At 46.9% G+C, this 15,882-nt stretch carries 13 protein-coding genes; 12 read left to right on the top strand and 1 reads right to left on the bottom strand.

Annotated elements, in window-relative coordinates; translation table 11 throughout:
• The first annotated feature begins 46 nt into the window (after positions 1 to 46).
• The 9 genes from metA to MJB10_RS20990 all read left to right on the top strand — a co-directional run bounded on the left by metA (position 47) and on the right by MJB10_RS20990 (position 11,363).
• Positions 47 to 991: a homoserine O-acetyltransferase MetA gene (gene metA / locus MJB10_RS21030; protein WP_314798004.1), complete on the top strand. Its 945-nt coding sequence runs from the start codon at positions 47 to 49 to the stop codon at positions 989 to 991.
• Positions 992 to 1,028: 37 nt separating this feature from the next.
• The gene (locus MJB10_RS21025; protein ID WP_314805798.1) at positions 1,029 to 2,198 is read left to right on the top strand and encodes an aminotransferase class I/II-fold pyridoxal phosphate-dependent enzyme; all 1,170 of its coding nucleotides are present in this window, start codon (positions 1,029 to 1,031) and stop codon (positions 2,196 to 2,198) included.
• Positions 2,195 to 3,361 carry an aminotransferase class V-fold PLP-dependent enzyme gene (locus tag MJB10_RS21020; protein ID WP_314798002.1) on the top strand — a complete coding sequence of 389 codons (1,167 nt, stop codon included), beginning with the start codon at positions 2,195 to 2,197 and terminating at the stop codon, positions 3,359 to 3,361. Before MJB10_RS21025 ends, MJB10_RS21020 begins: the two co-directional genes overlap by 4 nt.
• 134 nt (positions 3,362 to 3,495) lie before the next feature.
• On the top strand, positions 3,496 to 4,632 hold the full coding sequence (gene mqnC, locus MJB10_RS21015) for a cyclic dehypoxanthinyl futalosine synthase (protein ID WP_314798000.1): 1,137 nt from the start codon (positions 3,496 to 3,498) through the stop codon (positions 4,630 to 4,632).
• A gap of 392 nt (positions 4,633 to 5,024) precedes the next feature.
• Positions 5,025 to 5,972: a putative sporulation protein YtxC gene (gene ytxC / locus MJB10_RS21010; protein ID WP_314797997.1), complete on the top strand. Its 948-nt coding sequence runs from the start codon at positions 5,025 to 5,027 to the stop codon at positions 5,970 to 5,972.
• A 330-nt stretch (positions 5,973 to 6,302) separates the two neighbouring features.
• The gene (gene thrS / locus MJB10_RS21005; RefSeq protein WP_314797994.1) at positions 6,303 to 8,237 is read left to right on the top strand and encodes a threonine--tRNA ligase; all 1,935 of its coding nucleotides are present in this window, start codon (positions 6,303 to 6,305) and stop codon (positions 8,235 to 8,237) included.
• A gap of 167 nt (positions 8,238 to 8,404) precedes the next feature.
• Positions 8,405 to 9,058 carry a 3D domain-containing protein gene (locus MJB10_RS21000; RefSeq protein WP_314797992.1) on the top strand — a complete coding sequence of 218 codons (654 nt, stop codon included), beginning with the start codon at positions 8,405 to 8,407 and terminating at the stop codon, positions 9,056 to 9,058.
• Between the two features lie 324 nt (positions 9,059 to 9,382).
• Positions 9,383 to 10,906, top strand: a complete 1,524-nt coding sequence (locus MJB10_RS20995) for a methyl-accepting chemotaxis protein (RefSeq protein ID WP_314805796.1) — start codon at positions 9,383 to 9,385, stop codon at positions 10,904 to 10,906.
• A 79-nt stretch (positions 10,907 to 10,985) separates the two neighbouring features.
• The gene (locus tag MJB10_RS20990; RefSeq protein WP_314797990.1) at positions 10,986 to 11,363 is read left to right on the top strand and encodes a hypothetical protein; all 378 of its coding nucleotides are present in this window, start codon (positions 10,986 to 10,988) and stop codon (positions 11,361 to 11,363) included.
• A 107-nt stretch (positions 11,364 to 11,470) separates the two neighbouring features.
• Here MJB10_RS20990 and MJB10_RS20985 read toward each other — a convergent pair whose 3' ends face one another.
• On the bottom strand, positions 11,471 to 12,760 hold the full coding sequence (locus MJB10_RS20985; RefSeq protein ID WP_314797987.1) for an ammonium transporter: 1,290 nt from the start codon (positions 12,758 to 12,760) through the stop codon (positions 11,471 to 11,473).
• A gap of 272 nt (positions 12,761 to 13,032) precedes the next feature.
• Here MJB10_RS20985 and liaF point away from each other — a divergent pair, with 272 nt between their 5' ends.
• From liaF to MJB10_RS20970, 3 genes are read left to right on the top strand one after another with little or no spacing between them, the layout of a single operon-like run.
• Entirely contained in the window at positions 13,033 to 14,121 is a 1,089-nt protein-coding gene (gene liaF / locus MJB10_RS20980) for a cell wall-active antibiotics response protein LiaF (RefSeq protein ID WP_314797984.1), read from the top strand.
• An 8-nt stretch (positions 14,122 to 14,129) separates the two neighbouring features.
• Positions 14,130 to 15,164: a HAMP domain-containing sensor histidine kinase gene (locus MJB10_RS20975; RefSeq protein WP_314797981.1), complete on the top strand. Its 1,035-nt coding sequence runs from the start codon at positions 14,130 to 14,132 to the stop codon at positions 15,162 to 15,164.
• Entirely contained in the window at positions 15,161 to 15,811 is a 651-nt protein-coding gene (locus tag MJB10_RS20970; RefSeq protein WP_314797979.1) for a response regulator transcription factor, read from the top strand. The genes MJB10_RS20975 and MJB10_RS20970 overlap by 4 nt, the downstream gene beginning before the upstream one ends.
• Positions 15,812 to 15,882: the final 71 nt, after the last annotated feature.

The raw sequence follows: 15,882 nt of genomic DNA, 5'->3' as shown, positions 1-15,882 counted from the left end.
GAGGTCATTTTTGCATTTATAAAACTACAGAAGAGGAGTGAACAGGATGCCAATCAAGATTCCTGACAACCTGCCTGCCAAAGAAATTTTAAACCAAGAGAACATTTTCACCATGGATGAGTCTGTCGCGTATCATCAAGACATTCGTCCACTTCGCATAGCTTTGCTGAATCTAATGCCTACGAAAGAAACGACAGAAACCCAGCTGCTGCGCTTAATTGGGAACACGCCGCTGCAAGTGGAATTCGTGCTGCTTCATCCTAAGACGCATACCTCCAAGAATACATCGCTCGAGCATTTGGATATGTTCTACAAAACATTTGATGATATCAAAGATGAAAAGCTCGATGGTATGATCATTACGGGTGCTCCTGTGGAACAAATGGAATTCGAGGATGTGAATTACTGGGAGGAGCTGACGCAAATCCTGGAGTGGAGCAAGCAAAACGTAACCTCAACCCTGCACATTTGCTGGGCTGCGCAAGCGGGCTTGTACCATCACTTTGGCGTACGGAAATATGGCTTGGACAAAAAGATGTTCGGCGTATTCCCGCACACCGTCACGGTTCCGAACACGAAGCTGCTGCGCGGTTTCGATGAGGTGTTTAATGTGCCGCAGTCACGTCATACCGACATCACCCGTGCCGATATTGAGCGATGTCCAGAGTTAGAGATTCTCTCCGAGTCTGAAGATTCTGGTGTGTATATCGTGGCGACAAAAGATGGCAAGCATATTTTCGTAACGGGTCATTCTGAATATGACGCCTGTTCGTTGAAATGGGAGTATGACCGCGATGTAGCCAAAGGCTTGCCAATTGACATCCCGAACAATTATTATCCAAATAATGATCCAAGCAGACAGCCTTACAATACATGGAGAGCGCATGCGAATTTGCTGTTCTCAAACTGGTTGAACTACTATGTATATCAAGAAACGCCATTTGAGTTGACCACTCATATTAATGAAAGTTTTGCCAGCTCACAATTGTAAAAATCGAACCCAACCACCTGAGGAGGAATTTCCCTTGTTGAAAATCGAAAGTCGTCTCGCTCAAATTGGCTCTATCGAAGAACCTGTAACTGGTGCTGTTAGCTTTCCTGTTTATCAATCAACTGCGTTTCGTCATCCTAAGCTCGGACAAAGCACGGGTTTCGATTATGCCCGCACGAAGAGTCCTACCCGCAAAGTACTTGAAGATGCCATTGCGCAGCTTGAGTCTGGCGATGCCGGCTTTGCTTGCTCCTCAGGTATGGCGGCTTTGCAAACGATTTTCGCTTATTTCTCCCAAGGCGATCACTTGATTGTTTCCTTGGATTTGTATGGCGGTACGTACCGTCTATTAGAAAGAATTATGGCCCGTTTTGGCGTTACCGCGACATATGTCGATACGAATGATCTAGATGCACTGGAAGGCGCTTACCAAAACAATACCAAAGGTCTTGTTATCGAAACGCCGACGAATCCGTTGATGATGATTACGGATCTCGAGCTTGTGTGTACGTGGGCCCGTAAGAAGGGCATCGTTTCCATTGTAGATAACACGTTGTTGACTCCGTACTTGCAACGTCCGATCGAGCTAGGCGCGGATATCGTCATTCATAGCGCTACGAAGTATTTGGGCGGACACAACGATGTGCTTGCAGGGTTGATCGTAACGAAAGGCAAAGAATTATCCGAGCAAATGGCGATTCTTCACAATTCCATCGGTGCTGTTCTTGGGCCGCAAGACAGCTGGCTGCTCATGAGAGGGATGAAAACTCTCGCTCTGCGCATGGAGCGCCATGAGCATAATGCAACGGCGATTGCGAACTTCTTGCTGGCACATCCGCTCATTTCGGACGTCTATTACCCAGCGCTTCCTTCACATCCTGGCCATGAAGTTCAAAATAAACAATCCAGCGGGAATACAGGGATTTTCTCGTTTAAAGTAACGGACGCAAGACTGGTTGAGCCGATTCTTCGCCATATCAAGCTGATCGCTTTTGCTGAAAGCTTAGGCGGGGTTGAATCCTTGATGACCTATCCAGCGGTTCAGACGCATGCGGACATTCCGCTTGAAATTAGACAGAAAGTAGGCGTTGATGATCGTCTGCTGCGCTTCTCCGTCGGGATCGAGCATGTCGATGATTTGATTGCGGATTTGGCGAATGCGCTCTCAGCTTCGCAAGCTGAGTTGGAAGGAGCTTCACAAGCATGAGCCACTCTTCCGATAACAAATCGCATGGCAAATTTGCTACCAAATTAATTCATTTTGGCGCAGAAATCGACCGCGCAACAGGGGCATCGAGTGTACCCCTATATCAAGCTTCGACCTTTCATCAAGCTGATGTGGAAGCCGGTCAAGAATATGATTACACTCGCTCGGGCAACCCAACCCGTCAGGCGTTAGAGGATTATATCGCTTTACTCGAAGGCGGTACACGCGGCTTTGCGTTCGCCTCGGGGATGGCGGCGATCTCCTCAGCGTTGATGCTGCTCTCGCAGGGCGATCACGTGATTTGCACCGAGGATGTGTACGGTGGCACATATCGTTTGCTCACGACCATCATGAATCGGATGGGCGTGGAATCGACCTTTGTCGATATGACCGATATCGCACAAGTGCGGAATGCGCTGCGTTCCAATACGCGAGCAGTCTTCATCGAGACGCCATCCAATCCGACACTTCGGATTACGGACATCGGGGCGATCGCTGCCTTTGCCAAAGAGCATGACCTGCTCACAATGCTGGACAACACGTTCATGACGCCGTATCATCAGCGTCCGATTGAGCTCGGTATTGATATCGTGCTGCACAGTGCGACGAAATTCTTAGGCGGTCATAGCGACGTGTTGGCTGGACTAGCTGTCGTAGCGAACGATAACTTGGGACGTCGTATGAAGCAAATTCAGAACGGCATGGGCAATGTGCTCGGCATTCAAGATTCATGGCTGCTCATTCGCGGCATGAAGACGCTGCAAGCACGGATGGAAGCGTCAGAGAAGAGCGCGCGCCGCTTAGCTCAGTGGCTGTCTGAACAGCCAGACATTGATGTGGTGTACTATCCAGGACTGCCGAACCACCCAGGCAGAGAAATTCACGAGAAGCAATCCGCTGGCTATGGCGCAGTCGTCTCATTTGACGTTGGCTCTGGCGAGAAAGCGAAGCAATTGATGAGCAAAGTGAAGATTCCGCTCGTTGCGGTGAGCTTAGGGGCCGTGGAAAGTATTTTATCCTACCCAGCGAAGATGTCTCATGCGGCCATGCCAAGGGAAGTTCGCTTGCAACGCGGCATTACAGACGGGCTTGTCCGATATTCGGTAGGGCTGGAAGATATCGAGGATATTATTGAAGATTTGGAACAAGCGTTACGCGGATAGCCATCATGTTGTCAGAAATTATTCATTTTTAAAAGGGAATAACCGTTGAAAAAAGCAGCCCTGTGCTGCTTTTTTGGCATGAGTATGGTACGATTAATGGATACGAGCCTTACAAAGTAAAGGAGTGACATGCTGTGAAACCGATCGATCGCATTTTAAATAAAGCACAAGCAGGCGGACGAATTGATGTTGAGGAATGTATCACATTATTTGAATCCGATCAGATAGAGAAAATTGGCAATACCGCTAATCACATTATGAAAAAGTGGCACCCAGACCCGATTACAACGTTCGTCATTGGACGGAATATTAACTATACGAATATTTGTGACGTATACTGCCGCTTCTGCGCTTTCTACAGAGCGCCAGGATCGGAAGAAGGGTATGTCCTGCCGGATGAGACGATCTTCCAGAAGATTCAAGAGACGCTGGATGTGAACGGTACAGAGATTCTAATGCAAGGCGGAACGAATCCGAATCTGCCTTTCAGCTATTATACGAATATTTTGCGCGAGATTAAGAAACGCTTTGATATTACGATGCACTCCTTCTCTCCAGCTGAAATTATGAAAATGAAGGAGGTCTCCGGCGGCTTGTCGCTGGAAGAAGTCGTTCGCCAATTGCACGAAGCAGGCTTGGATTCCTTGCCTGGCGGCGGCGCAGAAATTCTTGACGACCGCACACGACGCAAGATCTCTAGGCTGAAGGGTTCCTGGCGCGATTGGATGGACGTTATGCAGACGGCTCATCGCATCGGCATGCATACAACGGGCACCATGGTGATCGGCTTTGGCGAATCCATGGAAGAGCGCGCGCTGCATATGCTGCGCATCCGTGACGCACAGGACGATGTGCTGCTGCAAAAGCTGAACACACCTGGCTTCCTGGCATTTATCCCGTGGACGTTCCAACCGGACAATACGAATATGAAAGCGGAGAAAGTGACACCTGAGGAGTACCTCAAGACGCTTGCGATCTCACGTATCATGCTAGATAACGTGCCGAACTTCCAATCCTCATGGGTCACCATGGGACCAGAGGTTGGTAAGCAGACGCTGAGCTACGGATGTAACGATTTTGGCAGTACGATGATCGAGGAGAACGTGGTTTCCGCGGCGGGCACGACCCACAAGGTCAATGTTAGCTCGACGCTGGACATCATTCGTCAAGCGGGCAAAATCCCAGCACAGCGGAACACGAAATATCAGATCTTGCGTGTATTTGACGACGAGAGCGTGAAAGTCGATAAAGATTTCGTGATGCAGAACTAAATAATGATGTGAAGGAGTAGCGGCTGCTGCTTCTTTTTTTATTGGAATAACAATAAAAATTAATCTAATTTTCAGGTAACCAATGGTTAATAAGCATAGAATAAAGGAACACCACAAATTTGAGATTAAAGATCGGAGTGATTGACGTGAAACTTTGGAAAAGTTTTTTTCAAGGATTCCTGTATGCTTTTGTCTCTATCGGTGCTCTTCCTTTCTTACTTGTGAAATCTCTGTTGGAGCTGTAGTATCTAATACTTTACTGAGGAGCGGCCCTGTGCTGCTCCTTTTTTGCGCGCATCGTTACCTGAAATGGCAAATTGTTCGTTGTATATCTCTCTCCTATCGACCATATACTCTTACAAGGAGGATGCATAGATGGAAGGAGTGAGCATATGGAACTGTTTACAATTGCCCTAATCAATGTCGAAGAATCCTATGTACGTTCGCTGAGCGCGCAAATCCATCAGGCGTTACAGCATTTACATATCGTTCAAAATGGTTTTAAGGCTACCTTCACGTGGAATGACAAACGTTCCTTTATTTATGTGGAAGCGGAAGCGGGAAGTGTCAACAATGACCCTCATACTCATGAGGATAGGGTGAGGGCTTGTTTGGCTGACGTGTTAGCGACCCATATCGTAGCGGACAAGGAATCAGGCATTTTGCGTATGCTGATTGAGAAGGTTTTTAAATATGAGAAGACGGCAGATATTGACGCCATTGAAGGCTATTGCAAGCAATCGTTAATTCAAGAAAGCCAATTGGATGGCTCACCGTTAATGACCAGCAGCCCTAGCCGACAACGTCGTATACAGATGCTGAAGGATCAGCTCATCACCTTGCTGGAAGAGAAACATCAGCTCAGTTTAAACGGCTTTCTGAAGTTCCGCCTTCAAGAATACAAGGAAGAACTGCGCGAAATCGCCGAGTATGCCATTGATGAATTCATCATGGATCGTCAGTACCAGGAATTCATCTCGCTCTTGCAATATTTCGTTTACATTCAAGAAGCGAAGATTCCTGTAGCCCATCTCATCCATAAGGGTGGTCATGAGTTCATTATTTTGAATGATAAAATGGAGCTCATTGACGCCAATGAATTTGATGCCAGCTTTCGGATGGAGATGCTAGAGAAGGATATCAACTTGGAGGATATGATTGTAAGTACGCTTATAACGGTCTCTCCTGCGAATATATATATTCATACACGCGATCCAGAGCTTACGATTATCAAGACCATTCGTCAGATCTTCGAGGACCGTACGACGGTATGCAGTTATTGCCGAACCTGTGACTTATATCTAGGTGATGCGAAAAAGCAGGATCAACTATCCCCTTGACCTTGCCCCGCAAGCCCTTTATAATAGGGTTCGAAGGCGTTAGTATCAAAGACAAGAACTTTCTGTATGAACTGCTCAGAGAGAGGAGACCAGGCTGCAATCTCCTTCAGCGAATCGGATTGTTTACCCCTTTGTAGCCGTATTGTGGAACTCGGCCTGATTGGCAGGTGCGATACTATACAGTACCGACTCATTCCCGTTAACGAATGCTGATGAGGATTCGCATGTGCGAATCGAACTAGGGTGGAACCACGAGCTGAGCGCACTCGTCCCTTATGGGATGCAGTGTGCTTTTTTGCGTTCAATTTAACTTATTAGGAGGCTTGGCAAATGGTTGTACAGGTGAAATTACCAGATGGCGCAGTAAGAGAGTACGCAGTAGGGACGACCATTGAGCAAGTGGCGGAGTCCATTTCAACTGGTTTGAAAAAAAATGCGATCGGCGGCAAAGTAAACGGGAAATCCGTTGATCTTTCCTTTGCATTGGATCACGATGCAGATCTTGAAATTTTGACGCTGGATAGTGAAGCAGGCTTAGAAATGTACCGTCATAGCACAGCGCATTTGATGGCACAAGCGATCAAGCGTATTTACGGCAACAAGGCGGTTAAGCTTGGAATCGGTCCCGTTATTGAAGATGGCTTCTACTATGATATCGATTTGGAAACACCTTTAAATCCCGAGGATTTGGTGAAAATCGAGAAGGAAATGGAACGAATTACGAACGAAAACCTGGCGATTACTCGCCGCGTGGTTTCTCGTGAAGAAGCGATTCGCATTTTCACAGAGCTGGAGGATCCGTTCAAATTGGAATTGATTCGCGATCTGCCAGAGGATTCGGTGTTAACGATTTATGATCAAGGCGAGTTTTTCGACCTCTGCCGCGGACCGCATTTGCCGTCCACTGGACGCATCAAAGCGTTCAAGCTGTTGAGTGTGGCGGGAGCTTACTGGCGCGGTGATGCGAAAAACAAAATGCTGCAACGCATTTATGGAACAGCGTTCCCTAAGAAAGCGCAGCTGGATGAGCATTTGCATTTGCTCGAAGAAGCGAAGAAGCGTGACCACCGTAAACTAGGCCGTGAGCTGAAAATGTTCGGTTTCTCCCGTGAGGTTGGTCAAGGATTGCCGCTATGGCTGCCGAATGGCGCGAAGCTCAGACGTACAATGGAACGTTACATCGTGGATTTGGAAGAGCGTCTTGGCTACCAACACGTGTATACACCAGTTCTTGCGAATGTTGAGTTGTACAAAACGTCTGGTCACTGGGAGCACTATCAAGAAGATATGTTCCCGAAAATGATCATGGACAATGAAGAATTGGTTCTACGTCCGATGAACTGTCCTCACCACATGATGGTGTATAAGAGTGATATGCGCAGCTATCGTGACCTGCCGGTTCGTATTGCTGAGCTAGGCACGATGCACCGCTATGAAATGTCAGGCGCTTTGACTGGTTTGCACCGCGTGCGCGCTATGACATTGAATGACGCTCACATCTTCTGTCGTTTGGATCAAATCAAAGAAGAATTCTCCCGTGTTGTGAACTTGATTCGTCAAGTGTATGCTGACTTCGGTATCACGGATTACCGTTTCCGTCTTTCTTATAGGGACCCTAACGATAAAGAGAAATACTTCCAAGACGATCAAATGTGGGAAACTGCACAGCGCATGCTGCGTGAGGTTGTTGAAGAGTTAGGTTTACCGTTCTATGAAGCGGAAGGTGAAGCCGCGTTCTACGGTCCGAAGCTGGACGTGCAAATCAAGACTGCATTGAAGAAAGAAGAGACGCTTTCCACAGCGCAAATTGATTTCTTGCTGCCAGAGCGTTTCCAATTGGAGTATACAGGCGAAGACGGCCAGAAACATCGTCCAGTCGTTATTCACCGCGGTATTATCTCCACTATGGAGCGTATGACTGCGTTCCTGTTGGAGAATTTCGCGGGAGCACTGCCAACTTGGTTGATGCCGACGCAAGCGAAGGTAATCCCAGTATCTCCTGCCTTCGAGGAATACTCCAATCAAGTTACTGAGAAGCTGAGAGAAGCGGGGATTCGCGTTGAAGCGGATAATCGCAATGAGAAGCTAGGTTACAAAATCCGCGAAGCGCAGCTTGAAAAAATTCCTTTCATGCTCGTTGTCGGCGAAAACGAAGTGACCAACGAGAGCTTGTCGATTCGCAAACGCGGTCAAGGTGATCTTGGTACGCAGCCTGTTGGGCAAGTTATCCAATTAATTCTTGATGAGATTAACCAAAAACTATAAATGTGACATAAAGCAGAGAAGTGGATAGCCACTTCTCTGCTTTTTTGCGTTTAGGCTGTATGCATAATCGTGCGACAAGAGGGTACCTTATACAGTAAGTCTGTTAGTGGAGGTTTGTAAATGCAAGGAAATGGACAACCTGCTTTAGTAGGGGGAGGCTTATTGAAATGAAACTTACCGATACGTCCATGCAATCGAAATGGATGTTTGCTTGGCTGATCGTCACCATGATGGTCGTTCTATTCGGGGAAAAGGCCAGCGATGAGAGTAGCAGTCGGGCGGCGAAGGCCGATACCCATATACGAGATCAACAGCAAGGCAATAAGACAGGCGTTTCTCTTCCAGTGGCCATGCCTGTTTCACAGGAGAGACGCCAGCAAACGAGTCATCGCTTCATACCGAAGCTTGATTCGGAATTGTCGAAGTACACCGTTGTCGAGGTAACAGCAACAGGGTATTCTGCTGGGAAAGAATCGACAGGCAAGAACCCGGATCATCCGAGCTATGGCATTACGTACTCAGGCATCAAAGTGAAACGCGACGATAAGGCGCTGTCCACGATTGCCGCGGATACGAAGATATTTCCGTTGGGTACCGTTTTGTTCATTCCTGGTTATGGTTACGGGGTTGTTGCAGACACGGGAAGTGCCATTAAAGGGAAGAAAATTGATTTGTATTTTAATACGAAGGATCAGGTTTATAAAGAATGGGGTAAGAAAACGGTCAAGGTGTTTGTTGTAAAAAGGGGAAATGGCAAGGTTACTGAAGTCATCTGGAATCAGTTGAGGGATGAAATTCTGACACCTGCCAAATCTTTGTAATGCGATGAAATGCCAAAAAACATTCATAAAAAATCCTGTTTGGGAAAACATAAGCATACAGGAGGTGATTGAATCATGGCAAAGAACAAGAACAACAAGAAAGCAGCGCAAGACGCGGAATTTGCTACAGAAGTAGCGGTACCTAGTAAACAGCAGCAAAACAACACACAAAACCAAAATAAATAACAAATAAGAAATAAGAAACAAAGCAGACGGAGATCCTCGTGGGTCTCCGTTTTTATTTTCTTTTCATCCCTTACGAAATTCGATATAATGTAACAAAAACTAACATTTGGTTCTTTTTGGGAGGCGTTCCGATTGGGCATGTGGCAGGAATCGAAATGGAAGATAGGGTTATACGCTTTTGTGTTGATTGGTATAGGTCTTAATAGTTTCGCTTTATGGGCTGCAAAACCGTGGATAACGAGTGCAAGCATCGCAATTTTCCTGCTTATTGGTGTCACTGCTTGGTTTTCCACCTACTTGACTGCAAGGTCAGTGCAAGCGAGAGACATTGACCAAGAAGACCAATTTCTTACTTTTATTCAAGAATCTCAGGTCGTCGCAGACCGCTTAGCCGCAGCAGTGGAAGAAGTGAATCGTTCCATCGGACAGTTGTTACACATTGCTGATGCCTCCATTCAAGGCGAGGAAGAGTTGAAAGGGCGCAGCCAGCATGCGGTTGGACAATTGCAGGAGGCATTTGCGGCCATTCAACAAGTTGCTGCTGCAGCTGATCACATCCTGGACTCATCGCTTCATATGCATCGGGAGAGTGAACAAACGAAGGACACGGTCGTGGATGTATGCCGATCGTTGAACGCGACGGATGAAGTAATGAATGATTTGCATGTCAACAATGACACGATGCAGAAGAAGATTCAGGATTTGACTGAGCATACGTCCAAAATTGAAGAAATCAATACGTTTATCACCGAGGTCGTGAATCAAACGTCATTACTTGCCTTGAACGCATCGATTGAAGCTGCACGTGCCGGTGAGCATGGCAGAGGCTTCTCTGTTGTTGCGCAGGAAATTAAGAAGCTGGCTTCGCAAAGTCATGAGGCTGTTCAGAAATCGTCCGAGCTCTTAGCGGATATCGAGAGCGGTGTGTCCCAAGTTGTTGCTGCTGTTGCGGAGGAGAAAGCTTCCGTCATTCATGGAATTGATGAAATGAGAATCATGAAGGGGAAAATCGATACGATTTTCTCGCTGATCCTGCACGTGAACAGTCTGGTTGCGAGTACAACATCATCTACGAAACATCAATCTACACTTGTGACGGGAACGCGTTCTGCCCTTGGTGAGGTCGTAGATCTCATGAATGAAACGATGTCCAGCGTCGAGCATACCTTGGATCAAATGAAAAAGCAGCGGACAGAAGTTTCACGCTTGCAGCATATTAATCAAAATTTAGACCGCTCATCTTCAGAACTTATTGATGCGATTCAAGCGGTTGGTCTGAAGAGTAAGCAAGGCAGCATTGGTGTTAATTTGGATGAAATGAAATCGTTGCTGAATGGCCTTGTCCGAGTTCCTGACATCAAGTCGCTGGTTGAAGACAAACATGCGGCTCAATTACATAGTGTCTTGAACAAAACGAAGGGCATAGAAGCGATTTGGTCGAATCGTGGCGACGGGACATTTATCTATTCAGAGCCTGCGGCTGGCTTAGTGAATGCCAAAGGTCGCGAGTGGTGGAAGCGAGCGATGGGTGGTGAACTGTTCATTTCGCAGGAGTACGTGTCAGCTATTACGAAAAAACCATGTATTACGCTCTCCAAAGCGGTAATAGATGACATGGGAAACCCAATTGGGGTTGTTGGGATCGATTTAGTGTTAAATTAGGTGTTCTCAAACCGAACTTTTTAGTGTAAAATAAGATTACTGTTATAAATCTTGACACGGGAAGATAGGTGGTTAGACGATGCTAAGCGCATTACGAGCGGATGGTAAGCCGTTGAGGTCGCCTCGACAAGCGGCGGAGGTGTTTCCTTTCTTAGAATCTTACATTGCCCGCAAGGAACAACAAGTTCGTGAGATCGAACAGGTTGTTGAGCGATACGAGATGAAGAGAATGAAGGAAGAACGTGCCTATCAATCGATGTCATCGTTACGCCGCATGTTCTCGGGCAAAAAGCCTGACCATCATCTTGCGGTTGAATATATTCACTATGTGAAGAAGCCGATGGAGCAGGTTAGGAAGCTTCGTGGTGAGATTGAGCGGGCAAGACAAATTATGAATGATTCCAAACCTGGTGATGAGATCACCGTTCCAGATGAATTAGATGAGATCTTCTCCTAAATGACGTGAGGACCCTGCTCGGTGTGAGCGGGGTCCTCTTTTTGATGCTTAATGGCTGGAACACAACAACGCGCCCGTTCATTGAAGAACGAGCGCGTTGCTTTATGCTAGGAGTTGTTCTTTAGCTGCTGAAGGTCCAAGAAACCTTCCTCCTGGCTGTAGGCTGGCATGCCATGTGAACCTACATCTAATCCGACCAATTCTTCGTCGCGGCTTACGCGAAGAGGTACCATCTTTTTAATGAGTTTTAGACAAACCCATGTGAGGGCGAAGCCCCAAATACAAACAGTGACCAAGCCAAGCGCTTGAACCCCGAAGAGATGAAAGCCGCCACCGTAGAACAACCCTGCTGTACCTTCGTGAATGGCATCTGGCTTCGCGCATAATCCAACAGCCAAGGTGCCAATGCTTCCGCTTAGACCGTGAACAGGAAAGGCGCCTACGGGGTCGTCGATCTGTCTGGCTTCCAGCATCTCTGTGGCATAGACCATGGCAATGCCGCAGATCGCGCCAATGCAGATTGCTGCCACATCACTCACGAAGGCGCAGCCTGCTGTAATGCCGACGAGCCCTGCAAGTGCGCCGTTGATGACCATAGGCGGATCGGCTTTGCGGTAGCGCATCATTGTGAAGAGGATACATGCGGCACAGCCTGCCGCGGCGGAAAGCATTGTTGTTACTGCGATATGTCCGATCGAAGAGTTCGTCGCGCTGAGTGTACTGCCTGAATTGAAGCCGAACCAACCGAACCAGAGGATGAAAGCGCCGACGGACGCGAGCGGCAAGTTGGACGGCGGAACGATATTCGCAGTCCCGTCTGGCGAGAACTTGCCGATACGAGGTCCGATAATGATAGCAGCAGCTAAGGCTGAGAATCCGCCTAAACCGTGGATGACGGCCGAACCAGCGAAATCGACCATGCCGAGTTTGCCGAGCCAGCCATTAACTCCCCAGACCCAGTGGCCTGCAATGGGATAAATTAATCCTGTCATGGCGATTGTATATAAAATATAAGCACGGAAATTAATGCGTTCAGCAACAGCACCAGATACAATGGAAATAACGGCGATGACGAATGCGCATTGGAACAACCAGTATGTCTCATGTGAGATTGTCAAGGCGATATGAGAGAGGTCGCCACCCATAAAGAAGCCCGTTGTACCAATGATGCCCCCTGCATCCTTGCCATACATCAGTGCAAACCCGAAGAAGTAAAAGATTAGTGCGCCGAAAGAAATATCTACGAATACTTTCATGATAATGCTTACTGCATTTTTCTGTCTGACGAACCCTGCTTCTAGCAAGGCGAAGCCGCCTTCCATGAGTAAAATCATAGCCGCCGTCAGTACGACCCATATCGTATCCAGGCCGGAAATAATCTGCCCAATTTGATCCATAATCGTAATCTCCCCTTATGATACTTGCTTTCTCAGCACCAATTATACGGTTCTGATGATAACGATGTCAACGAAATACGTAAGATTACATAACACGGAATGGCGAATGTTCGTTTTATTCGACAATCATGTCAGGTTTGGTAAAAGCGGCTGAATTGGAATCGGTCTCAAGACCGAGGACGCCTTCAATCTAACGTCTCTTTTCAATCCTAGTCCTATCTTATAAACTAGAGTTATCTTAACAACGCTTTACACAAATGGAGGAAGAACGTATGAATCCGCATATGTTTCAAAGAATGATCTGGGGACTAGTACTCGTATCCGCAGGTACGCTCTTTTTATTAAATCAATTAGGGGTCATCCATGTGGATGTGGCCTATATGTTTTCAACGTATTGGCCAGTCATTTTAATTTTTTACGGTGTCGTCGGATTTCTATCACAACGAAGGCATCATTGGGGCGGATCGATCTGGAGCTTAATCTTATGCGGCGTTGGAACGATTTTTTTATTGAAAAATTTAAGCGTTACGGATCTTTCAATTGGTGAAATGTTCAAATTTCTCGTGCCAGTCACATTAATTTTATTGGGATTGAATGTTATTTTCAGGCCGAGCAAGAAAGAGTCTCCAGAATGGTCTAACTTGCAGAAAGCTAGACACGAAATGCGGATGGCAAGACGGGAAGAACGACGTGAGATGCATCGCATGCGTCATGAAAACCATAAGAGACATTGGGAATCAGGTGCTTGGCAAACTTCGAAACCTAGTTCGAATCCTGTAAACAACGATGACCCATCATCACAAGCGACGAAAGTGAACTATGGACTTACCGATGAGGAAAAGGAAGTTTTAAAGGATATTCACGGGAAATATCCTGAAGATCATGAGCTTCATTGGAAGAAAGAAGAGCAAGCGAACGACAAATGCGATGATTCGCACAAGCATAAGTATGATGGCTTTGTTCATAATTACAATCCTGGCGATGTACTTCACCGCCACGGTTTTATCGGGGATGTTCATCTGGGGCAGGAAGCTTGGGAGCTTAAGCCGATTCAGATTTCACATTTTATAGGCGACTCTGTCATTGATTTAACACGTGCGGCCATTCCGCGAGGCGAGACGTCCATTCATGTAACTGCCTTTATTGGCGATGTGAAAATCTTCATTCCGAATGATATGGATGTGGAAGTTCGGGTTATGGCTAGCTCTTTCATTGGTGATATGAAGGTGCTAGATCGTAGAGAAAGCGGATTTCTCCGAAGTGTAAGAACGCAAACCTCACATTACGAGGAAGCCGAGCACAAAATCGTCGTCACAACCAGCATGTTTATCGGAGACATTACCATTAAAAAGATAGGTTAGGATGGAGCATGTACAAATTGCGAATGTTCAATATGAAGTGGCAGCTGCTGAATTACTTTCTGATCTCAAGTGTACTGACGGTTTCAGGTATTTATATCGTACTGGAGTACTATGAGAATGCGCTGAGTTCTTGGGAGTTTCGCATCTGGTTCGTACTTGCGATCCTAATCGTCTGCTTGACTGTCGGCTATATCGCTACAAGAAGATGGCAGCGGAAAGTGGATGAGCTGCACGTGGCGATGTTGGAATTATCGAAAGGCAATTTCTCAGTGCGTATTGAAATGGAGCCCGTAGAGCCGTTCCTTTATTTGTACGATGCTTTCAATAGTATGGCTTCCGCAGTCGAAGAACGTGTGCAGCTGATGCAGAAGCTTGGTGAAGCCGAAGCGCTTCGCGATCAAGAGTTGACGGAGAATGCCGTCATGGAAGAACGACGTAGACTCGCGCGTGATCTGCACGATACAGTGAGTCAGGAACTTTTCGCGATGCATATGTCAGCTTCCTCCCTTCCCAAAATTTTGGAGAGAAATCCAGCCGCCGCACCAACCGTCATGAACCAGCTGATCGAGATGTCGCATCATGCTCAGAAGCAGATGAGAGGGCTCATTTCACAACTTAGACCGATCGAATTGAAAGATATGAGCCTACAAGAAGCCCTGGAGAAATGGTTTCCGGAATGGTGCCGGACCCATGAACTTCAGGGTCAACTTGATGTTTCGCTGCCCGAGTCCATTTCGGAGGCGATTGAGCATCAATTTTTTCTCATTATTCAAGAGGGACTTGCAAATGTCATTAAGCATGCATCGGCCAGTCAGGTGCGGTTGGCGATCTACGAAAGAGAGCACCAATATGTGCTGCAGTTGCAGGATAATGGGCAAGGCTTTGAACGACGAGATATTCCTTCTGCTTCACACGGCTTATCTACGATGAGAGAACGGGCACAGAAGCTGGGCGGCGAGGTTGATATTGATAGCAAGTTAGGTTCAGGTACACGTGTACGTGTACGTATTCCGCGTTTTACAGGAGGGGGAAAACAAGAATGAGTACGAGCATTAACGTCATGATTGTCGATGATCACGATATGGTCCGTGTAGGGCTAAGAACGTATATTTCACTGGAGCCAGATTTGGAGGTTGTAGGTGAGGCATCCAATGGGAGAGATGCGTTCGATCAATTGCAAAGCGGGCGCATGGGCATGCTTCCTGATGTCATTCTTATGGATCTCACGATGCCAGTACTGGATGGAATCGGTGCGACCAAGCTGATCAGCGAGAAGTTTCCACAAATCAAAGTTATCATGCTGACCTCATTTCTAGAAGAAGCGAAAGTGCTCGAAGCTGTTGAATCAGGGGCAATCAGCTATATGCTCAAAACAGTTTCATCGGATCAACTGATCCATGCGATTCAGAGCGCTTACCGCGGCATGCCTGTCATGAATGCGGAGGTTTCACAAGCCCTAACTAGAGGAATTAGACAGCGGAGCGAAATGCCAGAGGAAGAAGGCTTGACGGCGCGCGAACGAGAAGTCTTGCTATTGATCGCCGAAGGAAAGAGTAATAAAGATATTTCGGAAGAGCTTTTTATTAGTATTAAAACAGTCAAAACACATGTCTCCAATTTACTGATGAAATGTGAGTTGGAGGATCGGACCCAGCTAGCTATTTTTGCCCACCGCAAAGGATGGGTTTAACAGATTGAACAAATAGCGGTACATTCACACATAAAACCTTGGATTTGGCACATTCTATGCGTAAGTACAAT

The organism is Paenibacillus sp. MBLB1832, from assembly GCF_032271945.1.
GTDB classification, from domain to species: Bacteria; Bacillota; Bacilli; order Paenibacillales; family NBRC-103111; genus Paenibacillus_E; species Paenibacillus_E roseopurpureus.
This window is presented reverse-complemented; position numbering and strand designations above follow the sequence as displayed.

Excerpts from the sequence above, each read along its gene's own strand:
- metA (WP_314798004.1), top strand. The coding sequence starts at position 47 with ATGCCAATCAAGATTCCTGACAACCTGCCTGCCAAAGAAATTTTAAAC.
- MJB10_RS21020 (WP_314798002.1), top strand. The coding sequence starts at position 2,195 with ATGAGCCACTCTTCCGATAACAAATCGCATGGCAAATTTGCTACCAAA.
- ytxC (WP_314797997.1), top strand. The coding sequence starts at position 5,025 with ATGGAACTGTTTACAATTGCCCTAATCAATGTCGAAGAATCCTATGTA.
- thrS (WP_314797994.1), top strand. The coding sequence starts at position 6,303 with ATGGTTGTACAGGTGAAATTACCAGATGGCGCAGTAAGAGAGTACGCA.
- MJB10_RS21000 (WP_314797992.1), top strand. The coding sequence starts at position 8,405 with ATGAAACTTACCGATACGTCCATGCAATCGAAATGGATGTTTGCTTGG.
- MJB10_RS20995 (WP_314805796.1), top strand. The coding sequence starts at position 9,383 with ATGTGGCAGGAATCGAAATGGAAGATAGGGTTATACGCTTTTGTGTTG.
- MJB10_RS20990 (WP_314797990.1), top strand. The coding sequence starts at position 10,986 with ATGCTAAGCGCATTACGAGCGGATGGTAAGCCGTTGAGGTCGCCTCGA.
- MJB10_RS20985 (WP_314797987.1), bottom strand. The coding sequence starts at position 12,760 with ATGGATCAAATTGGGCAGATTATTTCCGGCCTGGATACGATATGGGTC.
- liaF (WP_314797984.1), top strand. The coding sequence starts at position 13,033 with ATGAATCCGCATATGTTTCAAAGAATGATCTGGGGACTAGTACTCGTA.
- MJB10_RS20975 (WP_314797981.1), top strand. The coding sequence starts at position 14,130 with ATGTACAAATTGCGAATGTTCAATATGAAGTGGCAGCTGCTGAATTAC.
- MJB10_RS20970 (WP_314797979.1), top strand. The coding sequence starts at position 15,161 with ATGAGTACGAGCATTAACGTCATGATTGTCGATGATCACGATATGGTC.